At 49.4% G+C, this 17843-nt stretch carries 13 protein-coding genes; 11 read left to right on the top strand and 2 right to left on the bottom strand.

What is annotated here, in order from left to right:
• Nucleotides 1-126: 126 nt before the first annotated feature.
• The 4 genes from ACXAH4_RS14085 (at nucleotide 127) to lpdA (ending at nucleotide 7292) form a co-directional block, all read left to right on the top strand.
• Nucleotides 127-885 carry a GntR family transcriptional regulator gene (locus tag ACXAH4_RS14085; protein ID WP_119502156.1) on the top strand — a complete coding sequence of 253 codons (759 nt, stop codon included), beginning with the start codon at nucleotides 127-129 and terminating at the stop codon, nucleotides 883-885.
• Nucleotides 886-1045: 160 nt separating this feature from the next.
• On the top strand, nucleotides 1046-3712 hold the full coding sequence (gene aceE / locus ACXAH4_RS14080) for a pyruvate dehydrogenase (acetyl-transferring), homodimeric type (protein ID WP_474882328.1): 2667 nt from the start codon (nucleotides 1046-1048) through the stop codon (nucleotides 3710-3712).
• Between the two features lie 20 nt (nucleotides 3713-3732).
• Nucleotides 3733-5730 carry a pyruvate dehydrogenase complex dihydrolipoyllysine-residue acetyltransferase gene (gene aceF, locus ACXAH4_RS14075; RefSeq protein ID WP_474882326.1) on the top strand — a complete coding sequence of 666 codons (1998 nt, stop codon included), beginning with the start codon at nucleotides 3733-3735 and terminating at the stop codon, nucleotides 5728-5730.
• Between the two features lie 143 nt (nucleotides 5731-5873).
• The gene (lpdA, locus tag ACXAH4_RS14070; RefSeq protein ID WP_474842882.1) at nucleotides 5874-7292 is read left to right on the top strand and encodes a dihydrolipoyl dehydrogenase; all 1419 of its coding nucleotides are present in this window, start codon (nucleotides 5874-5876) and stop codon (nucleotides 7290-7292) included.
• A 77-nt stretch (nucleotides 7293-7369) separates the two neighbouring features.
• Here the strand turns inward: lpdA and ACXAH4_RS14065 are convergent, their stop codons facing one another.
• A complete protein-coding gene (locus tag ACXAH4_RS14065) occupies nucleotides 7370-8437 on the bottom strand; it encodes a LysR family transcriptional regulator (RefSeq protein WP_303572906.1) in 1068 nt (355 codons plus the stop codon).
• 130 nt (nucleotides 8438-8567) lie between these two features.
• Between ACXAH4_RS14065 and ACXAH4_RS14060 the strand changes: the two genes are divergently transcribed.
• From ACXAH4_RS14060 to ACXAH4_RS14030, 7 genes are all read left to right on the top strand, one after another.
• Nucleotides 8568-9812 carry an efflux RND transporter periplasmic adaptor subunit gene (locus ACXAH4_RS14060; protein ID WP_474842880.1) on the top strand — a complete coding sequence of 415 codons (1245 nt, stop codon included), beginning with the start codon at nucleotides 8568-8570 and terminating at the stop codon, nucleotides 9810-9812.
• Nucleotides 9812-12979, top strand: coding sequence for an efflux RND transporter permease subunit (locus tag ACXAH4_RS14055; RefSeq protein ID WP_474842878.1), 3168 nt, complete (start codon nucleotides 9812-9814; stop codon nucleotides 12977-12979). The genes ACXAH4_RS14060 and ACXAH4_RS14055 overlap by 1 nt, the downstream gene beginning before the upstream one ends.
• Nucleotides 12980-13129: 150 nt before the next feature.
• Nucleotides 13130-13840 (top strand): SIMPL domain-containing protein, encoded by a 711-nt coding sequence (locus ACXAH4_RS14050; RefSeq protein ID WP_474842876.1) that lies wholly within the window; start codon nucleotides 13130-13132, stop codon nucleotides 13838-13840.
• Nucleotides 13841-13946: 106 nt separating this feature from the next.
• Nucleotides 13947-14237: a DUF1289 domain-containing protein gene (locus ACXAH4_RS14045; protein ID WP_474842874.1), complete on the top strand. Its 291-nt coding sequence runs from the start codon at nucleotides 13947-13949 to the stop codon at nucleotides 14235-14237.
• 98 nt (nucleotides 14238-14335) lie between these two features.
• Nucleotides 14336-15160, top strand: coding sequence for an HDOD domain-containing protein (locus ACXAH4_RS14040; protein ID WP_474842872.1), 825 nt, complete (start codon nucleotides 14336-14338; stop codon nucleotides 15158-15160).
• Between the two features lie 59 nt (nucleotides 15161-15219).
• Nucleotides 15220-16041 carry a DUF481 domain-containing protein gene (locus ACXAH4_RS14035; protein ID WP_474842870.1) on the top strand — a complete coding sequence of 274 codons (822 nt, stop codon included), beginning with the start codon at nucleotides 15220-15222 and terminating at the stop codon, nucleotides 16039-16041.
• Between the two features lie 172 nt (nucleotides 16042-16213).
• Nucleotides 16214-16963, top strand: a complete 750-nt coding sequence (locus tag ACXAH4_RS14030) for a DUF481 domain-containing protein (RefSeq protein WP_119503446.1) — start codon at nucleotides 16214-16216, stop codon at nucleotides 16961-16963.
• 76 nt (nucleotides 16964-17039) lie between these two features.
• On the opposite strand, the gene ACXAH4_RS14025 is transcribed toward ACXAH4_RS14030, so the two are convergent.
• Complete coding sequence (locus ACXAH4_RS14025) at nucleotides 17040-17843, bottom strand: substrate-binding periplasmic protein (protein ID WP_474842866.1); 804 nt, start codon at nucleotides 17841-17843, stop codon at nucleotides 17040-17042.

Below are 17843 nucleotides of genomic sequence, written 5' to 3'. Positions count from 1 at the left end.
ACTATTTACCTCCATTTCGATCTGCCCTAAACTAGATAGGTAAAATGGTATGACCAATGAGTGGGTGGCAAGTAACTTTGTTTACATTATGGCCGCCCCTTTTCATAAGCGAGGAACCGCACAGGTATGCGCCACGGTCGGAAAAAATTATCAGATGTCATCACTGAACAGCTCGAATCAATGATTCTTGATGGCACACTGCTGGCCGGACAACAGTTACCTCCTGAACGCGAACTGGCAACCCAGTTTGATGTTTCCCGTCCTTCGCTCCGTGAAGCAATTGGCAACCTGCAGGCCCGTGGTCTGGTTGAGCGCAAGCAGGGAGGCGGCACCTTTGTCAGCCGTAACCTCAATGCGGCAATGACCGACCCGTTAATGGCGCTTATCAGTCGTCGTCCGGAAACGCAGTTCGATTTACTTGAATTTCGTCATGCGCTGGAAGGTATGGCTGCCTATTACGCAGCGCTGCGGGGCCAGCCTGAAGATTATCAGGCACTGCAGGCCGCGCTGGACAACTTGCCGGTACCCGCTCCGGGGGAAAGTAAACGTGCTCTGGCAGAAGCGGTCGGTGAATTTTATATGGTGATGGCGCGCGCCTCCCATAACATGGTGTTGTTACATGTAATGAGCACCATGCAGACCATGCTGGTCGAGAATATTGAACGTAACTTCGAAATGTTTGCCTTACATCAGAATGATGAAATAGACATTAACGCCGAAGTCAGACGTCAGCGTAAGGAAATTCTGGCTGCTATCGCATCCCGCGACCCGGAAGCAGCTAGACAGGCGTGTAACGCCCACCTTGCGTTAATTGAGAAAACGCTTCTGGCGATTAACCAGCGTGACAGCCGAGTGCAACGCGCGTTAAGACGCCTGGAGATTTAAGGCACTGCCTTAGTAATACCTTGCCGGTTTGTAACAGGTAAGAAAAGAAAAACAGTAAGCCGGTAAGGCCTACGTAACGTACAACCTGGTTTTAGTCTTTCCATCCTCCGGTTTTGCCGGCAAGGATGGTTTTCAATATCAGCAACAATAGGATGGCACCATGACTGAAATGATGCACCAAGATGTGGATCCGCAAGAAACACAAGAATGGCTGGAGTCGTTAGAGTCAGTTTTAGAAGAAGATGGCGTTGAAAGAGCCCACTTTTTATTAGAATCACTGATTGAGAAAGCACGCAGAAATGGTGCCCACTTGCCGTACGATGCAACGACGGCATATATCAACACCATTCCTCCCGGACAAGAACCCACCATGCCGGGTGACCAGACTATTGAAGGCAAAATCCGTAACGCGTTGCGTTGGAATGCCCTGATGATGGTTCTGCGCGGTTCTAAGAAAGACTTAGAGCTGGGTGGTCACATTTCAAGCTTTGCATCTTCTGCAATGCTTTACGATGTGGGTTTCAACCACTTCTACCGCGCACCAAATGAAAAAGACGGCGGCGACTTCGTATTCTATCAGGGCCACGTGGCTCCCGGTATCTACAGCCGTGCATACATTGAAGGTCGTCTGACCGAAGAACAACTGGACGGTTTCCGTCAGGAAGTAGACGGCAAAGGTCTGTCTTCTTACCCGCACCCTAAATTAATGCCTGACTTCTGGCAGTTCCCCACTGTATCTATGGGCTTAGGTCCGATGCAGGCCATCTATCTGGCACGTTTCCTCAAGTATCTTACTGACCGTGGTATCAAAGACTGTTCAGAACAGCGCGTATGGTGCTACATGGGTGATGGTGAGTGTGATGAGCCGGAAAGCCTGGGTGCTATCGGTCTGGCTGCCCGCGAAGGCCTGGATAACCTGACTTTCGTTATCAACTGTAACCTGCAGCGTCTTGACGGCCCTGTACGTGGTAACGCAAAAATTATTCAGGAACTGGAAGGTACATTCCGCGGCGCAGGCTGGGAAGTGATCAAAGTTATCTGGGGGCGCTACTGGGATCCACTGTTAGCCCGCGATACTTCAGGCAAGCTGCTTGACCTGATGAACGAAACTATCGACGGTGAATACCAGAACTGTAAAGCCAAAGGCGGCGCGTACACCCGTGAGAAGTTCTTCGGTAAGTACCCTGAACTGAAAGAAATGGTTTCTAACATGTCAGATGAAGATATCTGGCGTCTGAACCGTGGTGGTCACGATCCGGTTAAAGTATATGCGGCATACGATCGCGCAACTAAGACTAAAGGTCGTCCACAGGTAATCCTTGCTAAAACCGTTAAAGGTTACGGCATGGGCGCATCCGGTGAAGGTAAGAACATTGCCCACCAGGTTAAGAAAATGGACAAAGAAGCGGTTAAGCAGTATCGCGATCGTTTCAACATCCCTGTATCTGACGAAGCATTAGCTGATCTGCCTTACTACAAGTTTGACGAAGACAGCGAAGAGATGAAGTATCTGCGCGCCCGTCGTGAAGCCCTGCATGGTTACATGCCGGTTCGTCGTGCTAAAGCAACTGAAGATCTGCCAGCGCCTGCTTTGAAAGCGTTCGACGCTATCACTAAAGGTTCCGGTGATCGTGAAATCTCTACCACTATGGCGTTTGTACGTGTCCTGACTGCGCTGCTTAAAGACAAACAAATCGGTAAGCGTATCGTACCTATCATCCCTGATGAAGCCCGTACGTTTGGTATGGAAGGTCTTTTCCGTCAGGTAGGTATCTACTCTTCACAAGGTCAGAAATACGAGCCACAGGATTCTGATCAGGTTGCTTACTACCGTGAAGACAAGAAAGGTCAGGTACTGCAGGAAGGTATCAATGAACTGGGTGCAATGGCATCGTGGTTAGCAGCAGGTACGTCTTACAGCACCAACGACCTGCCAATGGTTCCGTTCTACATCTACTACTCAATGTTTGGTTTCCAACGTGTTGGTGACCTGGCATGGGCAGCCGGTGATTCACGTACCCGTGGTTTCCTTGTTGGTGGTACTGCTGGTCGTACAACGCTGAACGGCGAAGGTCTGCAGCACCAGGACGGTCACTCTCATACCCAGGCGGCATTGATCCCGAACTGTGTGAGCTACGACCCGACTTACGGTTACGAAGTTGCTGTTATCGTACAAGACGGTTTACGTCGCATGCTGGAAGATCAGGAAGACGTGTTCTACTACCTGACAGTCATGAACGAAAACTACAAGCAGCCTGAAATGCCTAAGGGCATTGAAGAAGGTATCGTTAAAGGTATCTACAAGCTGGATACTGTGGGCAGCAGCGATAAGAAAGTGAAACTGCTGAGCTCCGGTACCATCCTTGAGCAAGTGCGTGAAGCTGCTGCGAAACTGGCAACTGACTACGGCGTAGAAGCAGAAGTTTACAGCGTAACGTCGTTCAACGAACTGGCCCGCGATGGTCAGGATTGTGACCGACACAACATGCTGCACCCTGAAGCGACAGCGAAAGTACCTTACATCACTGAAGTACTCAGCGAAGGTAACGATGGCCCGACTATCACTGCAACTGACTACATCAAGAACTACGGCGAGCAGGTACGTGATTTCGTACCGGGCGCATACCGTGTACTGGGTACTGATGGTTTCGGTCGTTCTGACAGCCGCGCGAACCTGCGTCGTCACTTCGAAGTTGACGCTGCATACGTGACTTACGCTGCGCTGTACGAACTGTACAAGGCAGGTTCTGTTGATGCCAAGACGCTGTCTAAAGCAATGACGGATCTGGGTATTGATGCTGAGAAAGTTAACCCACTTTACGCATAAGCTAAGGGAGACTAACGAACATGGCAGATATTAAAGACGTACTGGTACCGGATCTGGGTGAAGATTCGGTAGAAGTAATCGAAATTTGCGTAGCAGTGGGTGACTCCGTAGAAGCGGAAGATGCACTGGTTACGGTAGAAAGCGACAAAGCCAGCATGGATATCCCTGTACCGTTTGCCGGTAAGGTATCTGAGCTGACTGTAAAAGTTGGCGATAAAATTTCTGAAGGCGATTTGCTGGCGAAACTGGAAGTGGCGGGTGACGCAGATAGCGCACCTGCGGCTGAAGAAAAGCCTGCTGAAGCGCCGAAAGCTGAAGCACCAAAGGAAGAAGCGCCTGAGCAGGAAGCAGCGCCGGCTGCTTCTGGCAGCACGTCTGTGATTGAAGTAACGGTACCGGATATCGGTGACGCTGCTGACGTAGACGTAATCGAAATTCTGGTAGCTGAAGGCGATACCGTGGAAGCGGAAGACGGCCTGATCACCCTTGAAACTGACAAAGCAACCATGGACGTACCTTCGCCGCAGGCGGGTAAAGTGGTTAGCCTGAAAGTAAAAGAAGGTGACAAGGTGTCTGAAGGTTCTCTGGTTCTGACTCTGGAAGTAGGTGGTGGCGAAGCTGCTGCGCCTGCACAGGAATCAGCACCGGCGGAAGCGCCGGCACCAGCAGCAGAATCTGCGCCGGCCGCTGAAGAAGCGCCTGCAGAAGAAGCTGCGGAAGAAGAAATTGAAGTTCAGGTGCCTGATATCGGTGGCGATACTGACGTAGACGTTATCGAAATTCTGGTTGCTGAAGGCGATACCGTGGAAGCGGAAGACGGCCTGATCACGCTGGAAACTGACAAAGCGACCATGGATGTACCTGCACCTAAAGCCGGTACAGTTACCAAACTGCTTATCAAGCAGGGTGACAAAGCGTCTCAGGGTACACCGGTTATTATGTTGAAAGTGAAGGGCGCGGCGAAACCTGCTGCACCTAAAGCGGAAAGCAAGCCTGCAGCAGCGCCGGCTCCTGCCTCGCAAGCGCCTCAGCAGAAAGCGCCGCCGGTTCCGCACCATCCGTCTGCAGGCAACAAGCCTAAGACCGGTAAAGTGCATGCGTCTCCTTCTGTACGTCGTCTGGCCCGTGAATTTGGTGTTGATCTGACGCAGGTTGACGCAACAGGGCGTAAAGGCCGTATTCTGAAAGAAGACATCCAGTCTTACGTGAAGCATGAACTGGCCCGTCCGAAAGCGACAGCCGGTGCCGTAGCGTCTGGCAACACAGGTGGTGGCTTACAGGTTATCGCACAGCCTAAAGTTGATTTCTCCAAGTTTGGTGAAATTGAAGAGAAGCCGTTAACCCGTATTCAGAAAATCTCCGGTCCGAACCTGCACCGTAACTGGGTAACCATCCCACACGTTACGCAGTTCGAAGAAGCGGATATTACTGATCTGGAAGATTTCCGTAAGCAGCAGAACGTTATCGCTGACAAGCGCAAGCTGGGTGTGAAAATTACGCCGCTTGTGTTCATGATGAAAGCGGTAGCCGACGCACTGAAAGCGTATCCTGTATTTAATACTTCACTTTCTGCGGACGGTGAGTCTTTAATTCAGAAAAAATACTACCATATCGGTATAGCAGTAGACACGCCGGGAGGCCTGGTTGTGCCGGTTGTCCGTGATGTTGACAAGAAAGGCATCATGGAGATTTCCAAAGAGTTGATGGAAATCAGTGTGAAAGCCCGTGACGGTAAGCTGAAAGCTGCTGACATGCAAGGTAGCTGCTTCACCATTTCAAGCCTTGGTGGCATTGGTGGTACAGCATTCACGCCAATCGTTAATGCACCTGACGTAGCCATCCTTGGCGTATCGAAGAGTGATATTAAACCGAAGTGGAATGGTAAAGAGTTTGAGCCTCGTCTGATGGTGCCGCTGTCATTGTCATACGACCATCGTGTTATTGACGGCGCGGTGGCAGCACGCTTTGCTGTACACTTAAAAGCAGTTCTGGAAGACATGCGCCAGATGTTGCTTTAGAAAATGAGTGAAGGGGAGGGTTGATTACCTCCCCTTTGTGATTTTTATGATCATAAAGCCAAGTTGGCTTTACAGGGCTCGCAAGCCCTAGTTACAATCCGTAACGCATATTTATCAAATATTTGGACAGATTTGAGGTCACAATGAGCGAAATTAAAACGCAATTAGTCGTATTGGGTGCAGGCCCCGGCGGTTACTCAGCCGCTTTCCGCGCAGCCGATTTAGGTATCGAAACCGTCATCGTAGACGCCCGTGAAACACTGGGTGGGGTATGTTTGAACGTAGGCTGTATCCCTTCAAAAGCCCTGCTGCACGTCGCTAAAGTGATCAAAGAAGCCAAGCATTTGTCTGCGCACGGCGTAACCTTTGGTGAGCCAAAAATCGATTTAGACAAAATCCGTGAGTACAAAGACGGTGTTGTTGGTCAGCTGACAAAAGGTCTGGCTGGTATGTCTAAAATGCGTAAAGTTAAACACGTTCAGGGTTACGGTAAGTTTACCGGTGCGAACACCCTGGAAGTAGAAGGCAAAGACGGCAAAACGACTATCTCTTTTGAGAAAGCGATCATCGCTGCCGGTTCAGAGCCGGTATCTCTGCCTTTCATCCCTGAAGACGATCGCGTAATCGACTCAACCGGCGCACTGGAAATGAAAGATATTCCGGAAAAAATGCTGGTACTGGGCGGTGGTATCATCGGTCTGGAAATGGGTACAGTTTACGAAGCACTGGGTGCGAAAATTGACGTGGTTGAATTCCTTGACCAGTTAATCCCTGCTGCTGACAAAGACATCATGAAAGTCTTCATGAAAGACTATAAAGACAAGTTCAACATCATGCTGGAAACCAAAGTGACCGCGGTTGAAGCAAAAGATGACGGCTTGTATGTAACGTTTGAAGGTAAGAATGCACCTTCAGAAGCAGTTCGCTACGACAAAGTGCTGGTAGCGGTTGGCCGTCGTCCTAACGGTAAACTGATCGGTGCTGATGCGGCTGGCGTTACTGTTGATGAGCGTGGTTTCATCAACGTAGACAAGCAAATGAAAACTAACGTTGACCATATCTTCGCAATCGGTGACCTCGTTGGTCAGCCTATGTTGGCGCACAAAGCGGTTCATGAAGGTCATGTTGCTGCTGAAGTTATTGCAGGTAAGAAGCATTACTTCGACCCACGTTGCATTCCTTCAGTTGCTTACACTGAGCCGGAAGTTGCCTGGGTTGGTCTGACTGAGAAAGAAGCGAAAGAACAGGGCATTAACTACGAAACTGCAACATTCCCGTGGGCAGCTTCTGGTCGTGCAATCGCGTCTGACGCAACTAACGGTATGACCAAGATGATTTTCGATAAAGACACTGCACGTGTTATCGGTGGTGCAATGGTTGGTACCAACGCCGGTGAAATGCTGGGCGAAATCGGTCTGGCTATCGAAATGGGTGCTGATGCAGAAGACGTAGGTCTGACTATCCACGCTCACCCGACGCTGAACGAGTCAATCGGTCTGGCGTGTGAAATCTTCGAAGGCAGCATCACTGACCTGCCTAACCCTAAGGCGAAGAAAAAGTAAGTTGTTTAACAGCTGAATAAAAAAACGAGGCAACTGCCTCGTTTTTTGTTTTTACGACTGACGTTTTAAGTCCCGAACTATTTGCTCATGGTGGCTTTGGAAGGTGAGCCCACTGATTTTACCGGTTTAGGTGTCACTGTTAATCCGCCTTCACACTGCTTGTCTGACTGACGGGCTTTCATCGATTTTACTGTCTCCGGGCAATATCCTTTGCGGCAACACTGGCTCAATCTGGCTTCATGTTGTGCACAGCGTTCGTGGATAATACGGACAACATGACGACGCAACCATTGCAGACCCTGGTCCACGTCCTGACGTTTATGCCATAACAAAGACACAGGCGTTGGCATAATTTCCACCGGTGTTTCGAATACGGCCAGGCGGCCGGCAAAAATATCGTGCTCTACCACTAATGACGGCGCCACACAGATAAGATCGGACTGCTCAAGTAACGGCGGCACATTGTGAAAATCGTTCACCGTCATGGCGATCCGGCGGCTCAACCCTAAATTATTCAGTACCTGGTCTGTGGGACCGGTGGTATCGCCGGTAATAGACACTAACAAGTGTTGTGCATTGACAAATTCTTCCAGCGTTAACCGTTCTTTCGCCAGCGGGTGCTCAGGGCGCATAACAACCACATATTTAGGCTCAAACAGAAACTCTGAACGGATAACTGAATTCGGTGCTGTGTACTTACACACAGAGAGTTCGGCCTCTGCGTCAGTTAATATTTTCTCACTGTCACTGTTCGGGTTCGGAATCGCGAAAATATTAATACCCGGCGCTTCCCGCTCGATGATTTGGCGGAGCGGACCCCATATCATTTTTACCAATGTATCAGTGGCAGCAATACGAAACGTACGTTGCGATGTGGCCGGATCAAACACGGTAGGGTTCACGGCGGTTTCAAGCTGACTCAGCGGCCCCTGAATCTGTGTCCATAAGTTGCGGGCAAAAGAAGTCGGCTGTATACCTCTGCCATCTTTAACAAATAACTCATCACCCCAGGCCGAACGCATACGGGACAGGGCATTGGAGACAGCGGGCTGTGTCATTGCCAGTCTGTCAGCGGCGCGGGTGATAGCGCCTTCAGTCATGATGGCATCGAAAATCATCAGTAAATTTAAGTCTTGTGTTCGCATAGCAGCACTCCGGTGAACCTTCGATAAATATATTACAGGTAATGATGTGTTGTATATAAAAAGATAATTATTTTTATTGATTGGCGGTGTGCATAATGCGCAGCATCCTCACTCAACGAGATCGCCAACCATGTCTGCATTAATAAAATTCTCTTTAGCATTATGGGTCACCATTCTGTTAACCGCCTGCGGCGGAGAAGAAACAAACCCGGCTAATCAGGCTGCTGCCAGCACAGCAGCGCCTGCCATTCCTGTTGATATTGCGCCTGTTATCCATCAGGAAATCGCTCAATGGGATACTTTTACCGGTCGCCTTGAATCGCCGCAAACAGTTTCTCTGCGCCCGCGGGTGTCAGGCTACATTGACTTCGTTGCCTTTGAAGAAGGTGAATGGGTTGAGCAGGGACAAACCCTGTTTCTTATTGATAACCGCGCGTTCAAAGCTGAAGTCGACCGCTTATCTGCCCAGCTTGAAGATGCGCAAAGCCGCTTACGTTTAGCTCAGCAGGATTTAGAGCGGGCTGCGTCATTGCGCCGCACCAATGCAATTTCGAAAGAAATTGCTGATGCCCGTCAGGCTGCAGTTGAACAGGCTGAAGCCAGCGTGTCTTCAACCCGTGCTGCATTAGATTTAGCGCAGTTAAACCGGGGTTTTGCCCGTGTTGAAGCGCCTATTTCAGGTCGTGTTTCCCGCGCAAATATTACTGCCGGTAACTATGTCACCGCCGGTCAAAGCGTACTGACCAGCATTGTTTCAGTCGACCGCCTTTACGCCTACTTTGATGTTGATGAAAGTACTTATCTTGCATATACCTCTGCGCCTTCTGAAGTGTCTCAGCCACTTGATCAACTGACCGTGGCTATGCAACTAAGTAACTCTGAGAAATTTGAGCATTGGGGCCAACTGGACTTTGTTGATAACCAGGTCAACCCGAATACCGGCACAATCAAAGTGCGGGCGGTGTTTGATAATACTGACGGCCGGCTGGTACCGGGATTATTTGCTCACCTGCGTCTTGCCAGCGGTGAATCCCGCGATCGTATTTTAATTGATGAAACGGCCATCGGTACCGATCTCAACAACAAGTTTGTTCTGGTTGTCGATGAAAACAATGTTCTGGCTTACCGCGCTGTGACGCTAGGCGACAAAGTCGGTGCGCTCCGCTTTATCGATGACGGGTTATTCCCTTCAGACAAAATTGTCGTGAACGGCCTGCAGCGCGTCCGCCCCGGTGCCACTATTGCTCCTACGGAAGTATCTATGCACAGCAGCGAAGCCTTCGAGCAGTTGCAGGTTTGGCAGCAAAATATAAATCAGAACAGTGACCTGGCCGCAAATGCATCACCTGCGAATGCGCCTGAAGGAAGTCGTTAATGAATCTGTCTACGTTTTTTATACACAGGCCTATATTTGCCGGGGTGTTGTCACTGCTGATCTTTATCGGCGGTGCCATTGCCGTGTGGCAATTGCCCATAACGGAATATCCCGAAGTGGTGCCGCCTACCGTGGTGGTCACTGCTAATTACCCGGGGGCCAACCCTAAAATCATTGCAGAAACCGTAGCCAGTCCGTTAGAACAGGAAATCAACGGGGTAGAGGATATGCTGTATATGTCTTCTCAGGCTAACTCTGATGGCAGAATGACACTGACCATTACTTTTGCAATCGGTACCGATCCCGATGCTGCTACAACACTGGTGCAAAACCGGGTTAACCGCGCTTTGCCACGTTTGCCGCAGGAAGTGCAGAGACTGGGTGTGGTGACCGAGAAGTCTTCGCCGAACCTGACCATGGTTGTGCATTTAACATCGCCGGATAGCCGTTATGACATGCTGTATTTGTCGAACTATGCTGAGCAAAATGTCAAAGATGAACTGAACCGTATTAATGGTGTGGGCGAAGTGCGCTTATTCGGTGCCGGGGAATACTCCATGAGAGTCTGGCTGGATCCGAATAAAGTGGCCGCCCTTGGCATGAATGCCGGTGATGTGATTTCCGCTATTCAGGCACAAAACCAGCAGGCAGCCGCAGGTAGTCTTGGTGCCCAGCCGGCCGGTGGCAGCGAGTTTCAGTTACTCATCAACGTTCGCGGTCGTTTACTGGATGAACGTGAATTTGGTGACATCATCATTAAAACCGGCGACGCCGGTGAGATTTCACGGTTAAAAGATGTGGCCCGTATTGAACTGGGTGCGGATTACTACACCTTACGTTCGTTACTGAATAATCGTCCGGCCGCTGCGTTACCTATTTTCCAGGCGCCCGGTTCCAATGCGATACAAATCAGTGATGATGTGCGCGCTACCATGGCTGATTTGTCTGAAGCCTTTCCGGAAGGCCTGGACTACGACATTGTGTATGACCCCACAGTCTTTGTGCGCGGTTCCATTAAAGCCGTAGTGAATACTCTGTTCGAAGCCGTATTACTGGTTGTATTAGTTGTTGTGCTGTTCCTGCAAACCTGGCGTGCATCCATTATCCCTCTGGTTGCTGTACCTGTGTCTCTGGTAGGTACGTTTGCATTTATGCAACTCATGGGCTTTTCATTAAATGCGTTATCCCTGTTCGGGCTGGTGTTAGCTATTGGTATCGTGGTGGATGATGCCATCGTTGTGGTTGAAAACGTCGAGCGGAATATCGCTGCCGGGCATTCGCCTGTAGAAGCCACAACCATCGCCATGAAAGAAGTGACAGGGCCTATTATTGCCACCACCATGGTACTGGCAGCGGTGTTCATTCCTACGGCATTTATGTCCGGACTCACCGGCCAGTTTTATCGTCAGTTCGCCCTGACAATTACCATTTCAACGGTGATTTCAGCCATCAACTCGCTGACGCTGAGCCCTGCATTATCGGCCTTGTTGTTAAAGTCTCATGATGCACCCAAAGACTGGCTCACCAGAGGCATGGATAAGGCGCTGGGCGGATGGTTGTTTAATCCGTTTAACCGGTTCTTTGACCGTGGCGCTAAAGCGTACACTGCCGGTGTGGGTTCTCTCATTCGTAAATCCGGCATCATCATGGTGCTGTATGCAGGATTACTGGCACTCACATGGCAGCAGTTCAGTAGTACGCCTACCGGTTATGTGCCGGCTCAGGACAAAATGTATCTGGTTGCGTTTGCCCAGTTGCCTGACGCGTCTTCACTGGACAGAACGGAAGACGTGGTACGTCAGATGTCCGCGATTGCGTTGCAGCAGGACGGCGTGTCTGATGTCGTGGCATTCCCGGGGTTGAATATTAACGGGTTTACCAACAGCCCCAGTTCCGGTGTAGTGTTCTTCCCGTTAAAGCCTTTCGCTGACAGAGAAGGGAAGGGGCTCACTGCCGGTGCAATTGCCGGGCAGTTAAACCAGAAGTTTGCAGCAATTAAAGAAGCGTATGTCGCCGTGTTTCCGCCTCCGCCTGTGCTGGGCTTAGGCACAATCGGCGGTTTCCGTCTGCAGTTGCAGGATCGCGGTAATCTGGGTTTTGAAACCTTAAATGAAGTCACGCAGCAAGTGGTGCAGAAAGCCTGGGCAGACCCGGTACTCACCGACACATTCAGCAGTTACCGCGTGAGCGTGCCGCAACTGGATGTGGACGTGGACCGCACCAAAGCCATAGGAATGGGCGTGAACATTGATACATTGTTTGACACCTTACAAGCCTATTTAGGATCGGTGTATGTGAATGATTTCAACCTGTTCGGACGCACCTATCAGGTGAATGTGCAGGCTGACTCTCAGTTCCGTCAGGATGCAGAACAGATCCGTCAGTTTAAAGTGCGCAATGCACAGGGCGAAATGATTCCGTTAGGCGCGTTTTTAGACATCAATCATACCGCGGGACCGGACCGGGTTATGCACTACAACGGCTACGTTACCGCTGAAATCAACGGTGCTCCTATGCCCGGTTTCAGCAGTGATGAGGCGAAGGTTGCTATCGAGAAAATACTCGATGAAACCCTGCCAATTGGCATGATGTACGAGTGGACAGAATTAACCTATCAGCAAATTCTGGCCGGTGATGCATCCATGTATGTGTTCCCGCTGGTGGTGTTGCTGGTGTTTCTGGTACTGGCTGCACAATATGAAAGTTTGTCATTACCACTGGCCATAATCCTTATCGTGCCTATGACTTTGCTCAGCGCGTTAATCGGTGTGGGCATTTACGGCGGAGATAACAATATCTTCACCCAGATCGGGCTCATTGTGTTGTTTGGTCTGGCCACGAAGAATGCCATTCTGATTGTTGAATTTGCTAAAGAACTGGAAGAGGAAGGGCACACTGCGCTGGAAGCAGTAAAAGAGGCATGTCGCCTGCGTTTGCGCCCCATTCTGATGACATCCATTGCTTTTATTATGGGTGTGTTGCCCATGGTAATTTCGACCGGAGCCGGTGCAGAAATGCGTCAGGCCATGGGCGTAGCGGTATTCTCAGGCATGATTGGCGTGACTTTCTTTGGCCTGGTACTGACCCCCGTGTTTTATTACCTGCTACGCCGGAACCGTAAACCGGCACCCGCCTTAACGTCTCAGGCGCAGTCCCACACAGCTTAGACCCGACGTGGGACTCCTTTTGCCGCCCTCCCCGGGCGGCTTTTTTATGTCAAAGACACAATTCATCACAATTTGATCGTAGTAATGCCTTTTTCATTACGTATCCTCAGAGCATTGATGAATCAACGCCAGACAAGAAAAAGGAAAACTATGAGTAAAGCAGCTGCCGCTATTATTGGCACAGGACTGGTTATCGCATTTGCCGTGCTGGGAGGCCAGCTGGCAACGGCGCTGGTGGATTTTAAAACCTGGGACAGAGTTGTAACTGTGAAGGGGTTGTCAGAACGGGAATATCCGGCAGACCAGGTGATCTGGCCGATACAGTTTACTGAAGCCGGCAATGATCTCTCAGCACTCTATGACACGCTGGAAAGCCATTCAGATAAAATTACCGCATTCCTTACAACCAGCGGCATAAGCGCTGACGACATCAGCTTTAATCAGCCGGTGATCACCGATAAGCTTGCGCAACAGTACGGCGGCGATAACAGGGTGGAATTCAGGTACAGTGCCAGCCAGACAGTAACCGTGTACTCAACCGATGTAGAAGTGGTAAGAAAAGCCATGGCCGATATTTCTGATCTCGTTAAACAAGGTATCGTGTTTTCTAATCAGCAGTGGGATGCTCAGCCTCAATATGGTTTCAGCCGGTTGAATGAGGTGAAGCCTGACATGATTGAAGAGGCAACAGTAAATGCCAGGGAAGTGGCTGAGAAGTTCGCCCGGGATTCTCAAAGCCGGATAGGTAAAATTAAGCGGGCTAATCAGGGGCAGTTCACCATTACGCCACGGGATGCACATCAACCGCACATCAAAAAAGTCAGGGTTGTTTCAACCATAGAATATACCTTAACCGACTAACTGATACGATGTTCAGATTGCGGTGCATACGGCATAGCGTCTACACTAACTGCCTGGAATAATGGTGCGGCCGTATGGGGTTGCACACCTGGCAAACGGGGGCTTCATGGCAGTAAAAGCAAACCATCCTGATCAGATGGAAATTTTTGCTGTACCCAGTCCCTGTATTGGTGTTTGTCAGGCCGGTCCGAAAGGCTATTGTCTGGGGTGTTACCGTACCCGTGACGAGCGTTTTCACTGGTTGCAGATAAACGATGCCGCCAGACGAACCGTGATTAAAGCCTGCCAGAAACGTAAAGCCATGGCTTTGCGGCAACAACAGTCCGACGATGGCGGGCAGGCAACGGTTGAAGAACCTCAGCAACAATCTTTATTTTCCGACAACGGGAAGCAATGACGTGGCCACAGCAATCAAGCTGTTATCAGTATTTCGTTTTCTCCCGTATTTACAATAAGTTGCTATACTCAAAATCAAGAAATAAACAAGGTTTACTTATGTCGATGGAAAAGTACGTCAGTTACGCCACACAATCTTTTACGTTCCCGAATATTTGTCTGAAAATCCGGGATGTACTGGATGATCACCGCAGCGACATGGATGATGTGGCGAAGCTTATTGCCGTTGATCCCTCGCTGACGGTAAAAATTCTCCGTCTGGCTAACAGCGCTTTATTCCGCTTTCCTTCCCAGATTGATTCCATCGCCAAAGCGGTCAGTGTTATCGGAGGCGAGGCGCTGTACAACCTTGTGGTAGCAGAAACAGCGAATACAGCGTTCAAGCACTTCAACAGTGCTCATATCCGGCTGGACAAGCACTGGTATAAGTCAGTGTATAACGGGTTACTGGCCAAAACGCTGGCCAAACAGTCAAATATCCGTGGCAGTGAACGGTTCTTCGTGATGGGTATTCTCTGCCATTTCAGCGAACTGGTGGTGGCCAAAGAAGACCCTGAACTTTATCTGGCGTATCTTGAAGATAGGTCCGGTGACTTACCATGGGAAAAGCAGGAGAAGCACTTCGGGTTTACCTTTGCAGCCTGTTCCGGGGAAATTATGGAGCAATGGCGCTTGCCCCTTCCTCTGTTTTTCCCGGTAAAATATGTTCACAATATAAGGAAACACGCTGAAGAGGCGGATATAGGTTTGTTGGCGTGTTCAATGCGGGTTACAATTCGGGAAATCATGAAACCGGAGTACGGCGATATTGAACTTTTCACGCCGGAAATGGCCAATACGTTGTTGGTTGAAGGAGAAACGATGGATAACGCGATAGCCTGGACAAATGCTGAGGCTGAAAAGGTATCTGCGCTAATCCTGTAGAAAAACAAGGTCGCCACGGACGGTTCATAACAGTGCGCTAAATAAAAATATTAAAATCCATGTTAAATCCGTTTACTGCGAGATTACTGGTCGTTGTTGTCTTATTTTCCGGCAGCATCACCGGCGCCATGGCCGCCGACCGGAATCTTATACAAACTTTATATCATTCTGACTTCGACGAAGTGGGTGATGGCGGGCAGCCCCGCTTTACCCTGGACGGAGAAGTTGGTCTGTTGTCTGCGTCAGGGAATACCAATGCTAATTCCCTGAAAGCGGCCTTACATTCTGAACATGAAACTGCGAAATGGAATAATAACTACTTCGCAGAAATGCTGTACAAGCAAAGCAAAACAGAAAACGATGACGGTGAAACCACCAGTGAAGTTACCGCTCAGCGTTTTTTTGGTTATGCGCAATTTGATTATAAACTTATGACGCCCGGACAACGTACTTTCATGTACGCTGATTATGAGAATGACCGGTTTAACGGTTATAAGTACCGGTCCTCACTGGCAGCAGGTTGGTCTCAGCGATTGTGGAACGAGGATGAAAGTTCATTTCGTTACAGCGTAGGCCCAGGTTATGCTTTCGTCGGGGTGGAAGAGGGTACTGAAACCAATGTGAATAATGGCCTGATTGCAAGAGCGTCAGGTGAGTATCAGTATCAGTGGAACACGGGGGCACAGCTTCGTCAGTTTATGAGTGCAGAGATCGGAGCTGATAATATTAAAACCAAATCAGTCACCGCTTTATCAGCCAATTTATTTGATTCGCTAGCCATGAAACTTGCATTCAATCTGGCTTATGAAACCGAACCTCTCGAAGATGTAAAAAGTGTAAATACGGAAACCACAGTCTCTGTGGTTTACCGTTTTTTCTGAAGAATAATAAAGCGACGACGCTGAAGACAGCGCGCATCTGGCCGGGCCATCAGGATGGCTACCGGGCTTTTGGATGGGGAACAATCACTATCATGGATGATATACGCTTTGCCGGCCTGAACGGAGTCTGTTCAATACCGGTATCATGGAAACACATATTTTAGGAATGCAAATGAAAAAGCAACTTTTAGCTGTCGCTGTGCTCAGCGCAATGGGTACCACTTCTGCACTGGCACAAGATGATGCTAAACCGTTTACTCTGGAAGGTGGATTAGGTTTCATCTTCACCTCCGGTAACACGGAAACCACGTCTATTAACGCGTCTTTAGAAGGCCATCAGGAACTGGAAAAGTGGAGTAACGACTACACAGTTGAAGGTCTGTACAAGAAAGAAACGGTAACTGACGACGACACTGGCGAAGACGTAGAACGTACTTCTGCGCAGAAATTCTTTGCTTCAGGTCAGGGTAACTACAAGCTGGAAAATCCTGATTACCGTTTATTCGGCTTCGCCTCGTACGAAGATGACCGTTTCAGCAGCTATAACTACCAGTCTACTGTCGCTGCCGGTTGGAACCAGAAGGTGTGGCAAAACGACACAACGTCTTTAGAGTATTCAATCGGTCCTGGTTACTCCTGGGCAGAAACGCAAGAAGACGTTGAGCAAAACAGTTTTATCGTTCGTGCTTCCGGTGCATTCGAATGGCTGATTTCTGATACAGCGAAATTTTCTCAGACAGTGAGTACGGAAGTGGGTGATGAAAACACCAAGTCACGTGCAGAGTCTGCACTGACCGCCACCATCAGCGGCAACCTGTCGATGAAGCTGTCAGTTAAACTGGACCACAACTCCCGTGTAAACGAAGGCGTTGAAAAGCTTGATACTGCCACAGCGGTAACACTGGTATACAGCTTCTTCTAAGCCTTATCCGTTGTGAATGAATATAAAAGCCCTGATTTACAGGGCTTTTTTGTGGGAGTTACTCAATACCTTCAGGTTATCTTCTGTCAAAGTTCACCGGCTTCTCCGGTGTCTGATAGTACCCTTCTCTGAGCAGGCGTTTGAAACGGTCCAGTTCACCTTTTTCTTTCAGGTTATTCAGGCCTCTGTTAAACAGCTCCAGCACCAGTCGCTTTTCTTTGTTTTTAGGTATCAGCAGGTGAGTGGTGACAGTAGAAACCAGCGGACTTATCTGGTGAATTTCATCCCGGTCTGCTTCGCTGAAATCACGTTGCAGAAGATACCAGCCGGTTAATTCATCGATAGGGAAAATATCTATGTCGCCGTCGATCAACTGGTTGAAGTTTTCATCGTCAGTGTCTGCCGTGCTGATGTTTTTGCCTTCTTTAATGTATCGGGACAGCTCATTGTTATAAAGATAGTCTTTCGTAACCCCCATGGTGTAGTCGTTCAAATCATTCAGACCTGACCACATATCGGGACCGGATTCATTGTTGACGTAGAAAACCAGGTTTTCTGATGTGACTGGCTCGCTGTGCCAGAAGGTCTTTTCCCGATCCCGCACATAGTTGCCGTATGAAATGGCGTCATATTCGCCATTCTCTGCACCTTCCAGTGCGTCTTCCCAGGAAACGTAAATAAACTCAGCCCGTACACCGGTCTCCAGAAACACTTCGCTGATGATGTGATTCATGTAGCCGTTGTGTTCCATCTCTTCAGAGGTATACGGTGCGTATTCTGTGGTGGCAATTTTCACCGTCATCCAGGTGTGAGCCATGGCTGCGGCGGGTAACAACGCGGCGGTCAGCAGCGCTGTTTTTATAAGTCGTAGTGATAACAT

Source organism: Alteromonas sp. ABV2_168 (assembly GCF_056161165.1).
Note: the sequence above shows the minus strand (reverse complement) of the source record. Positions and strands in the feature narration are given on the sequence as shown.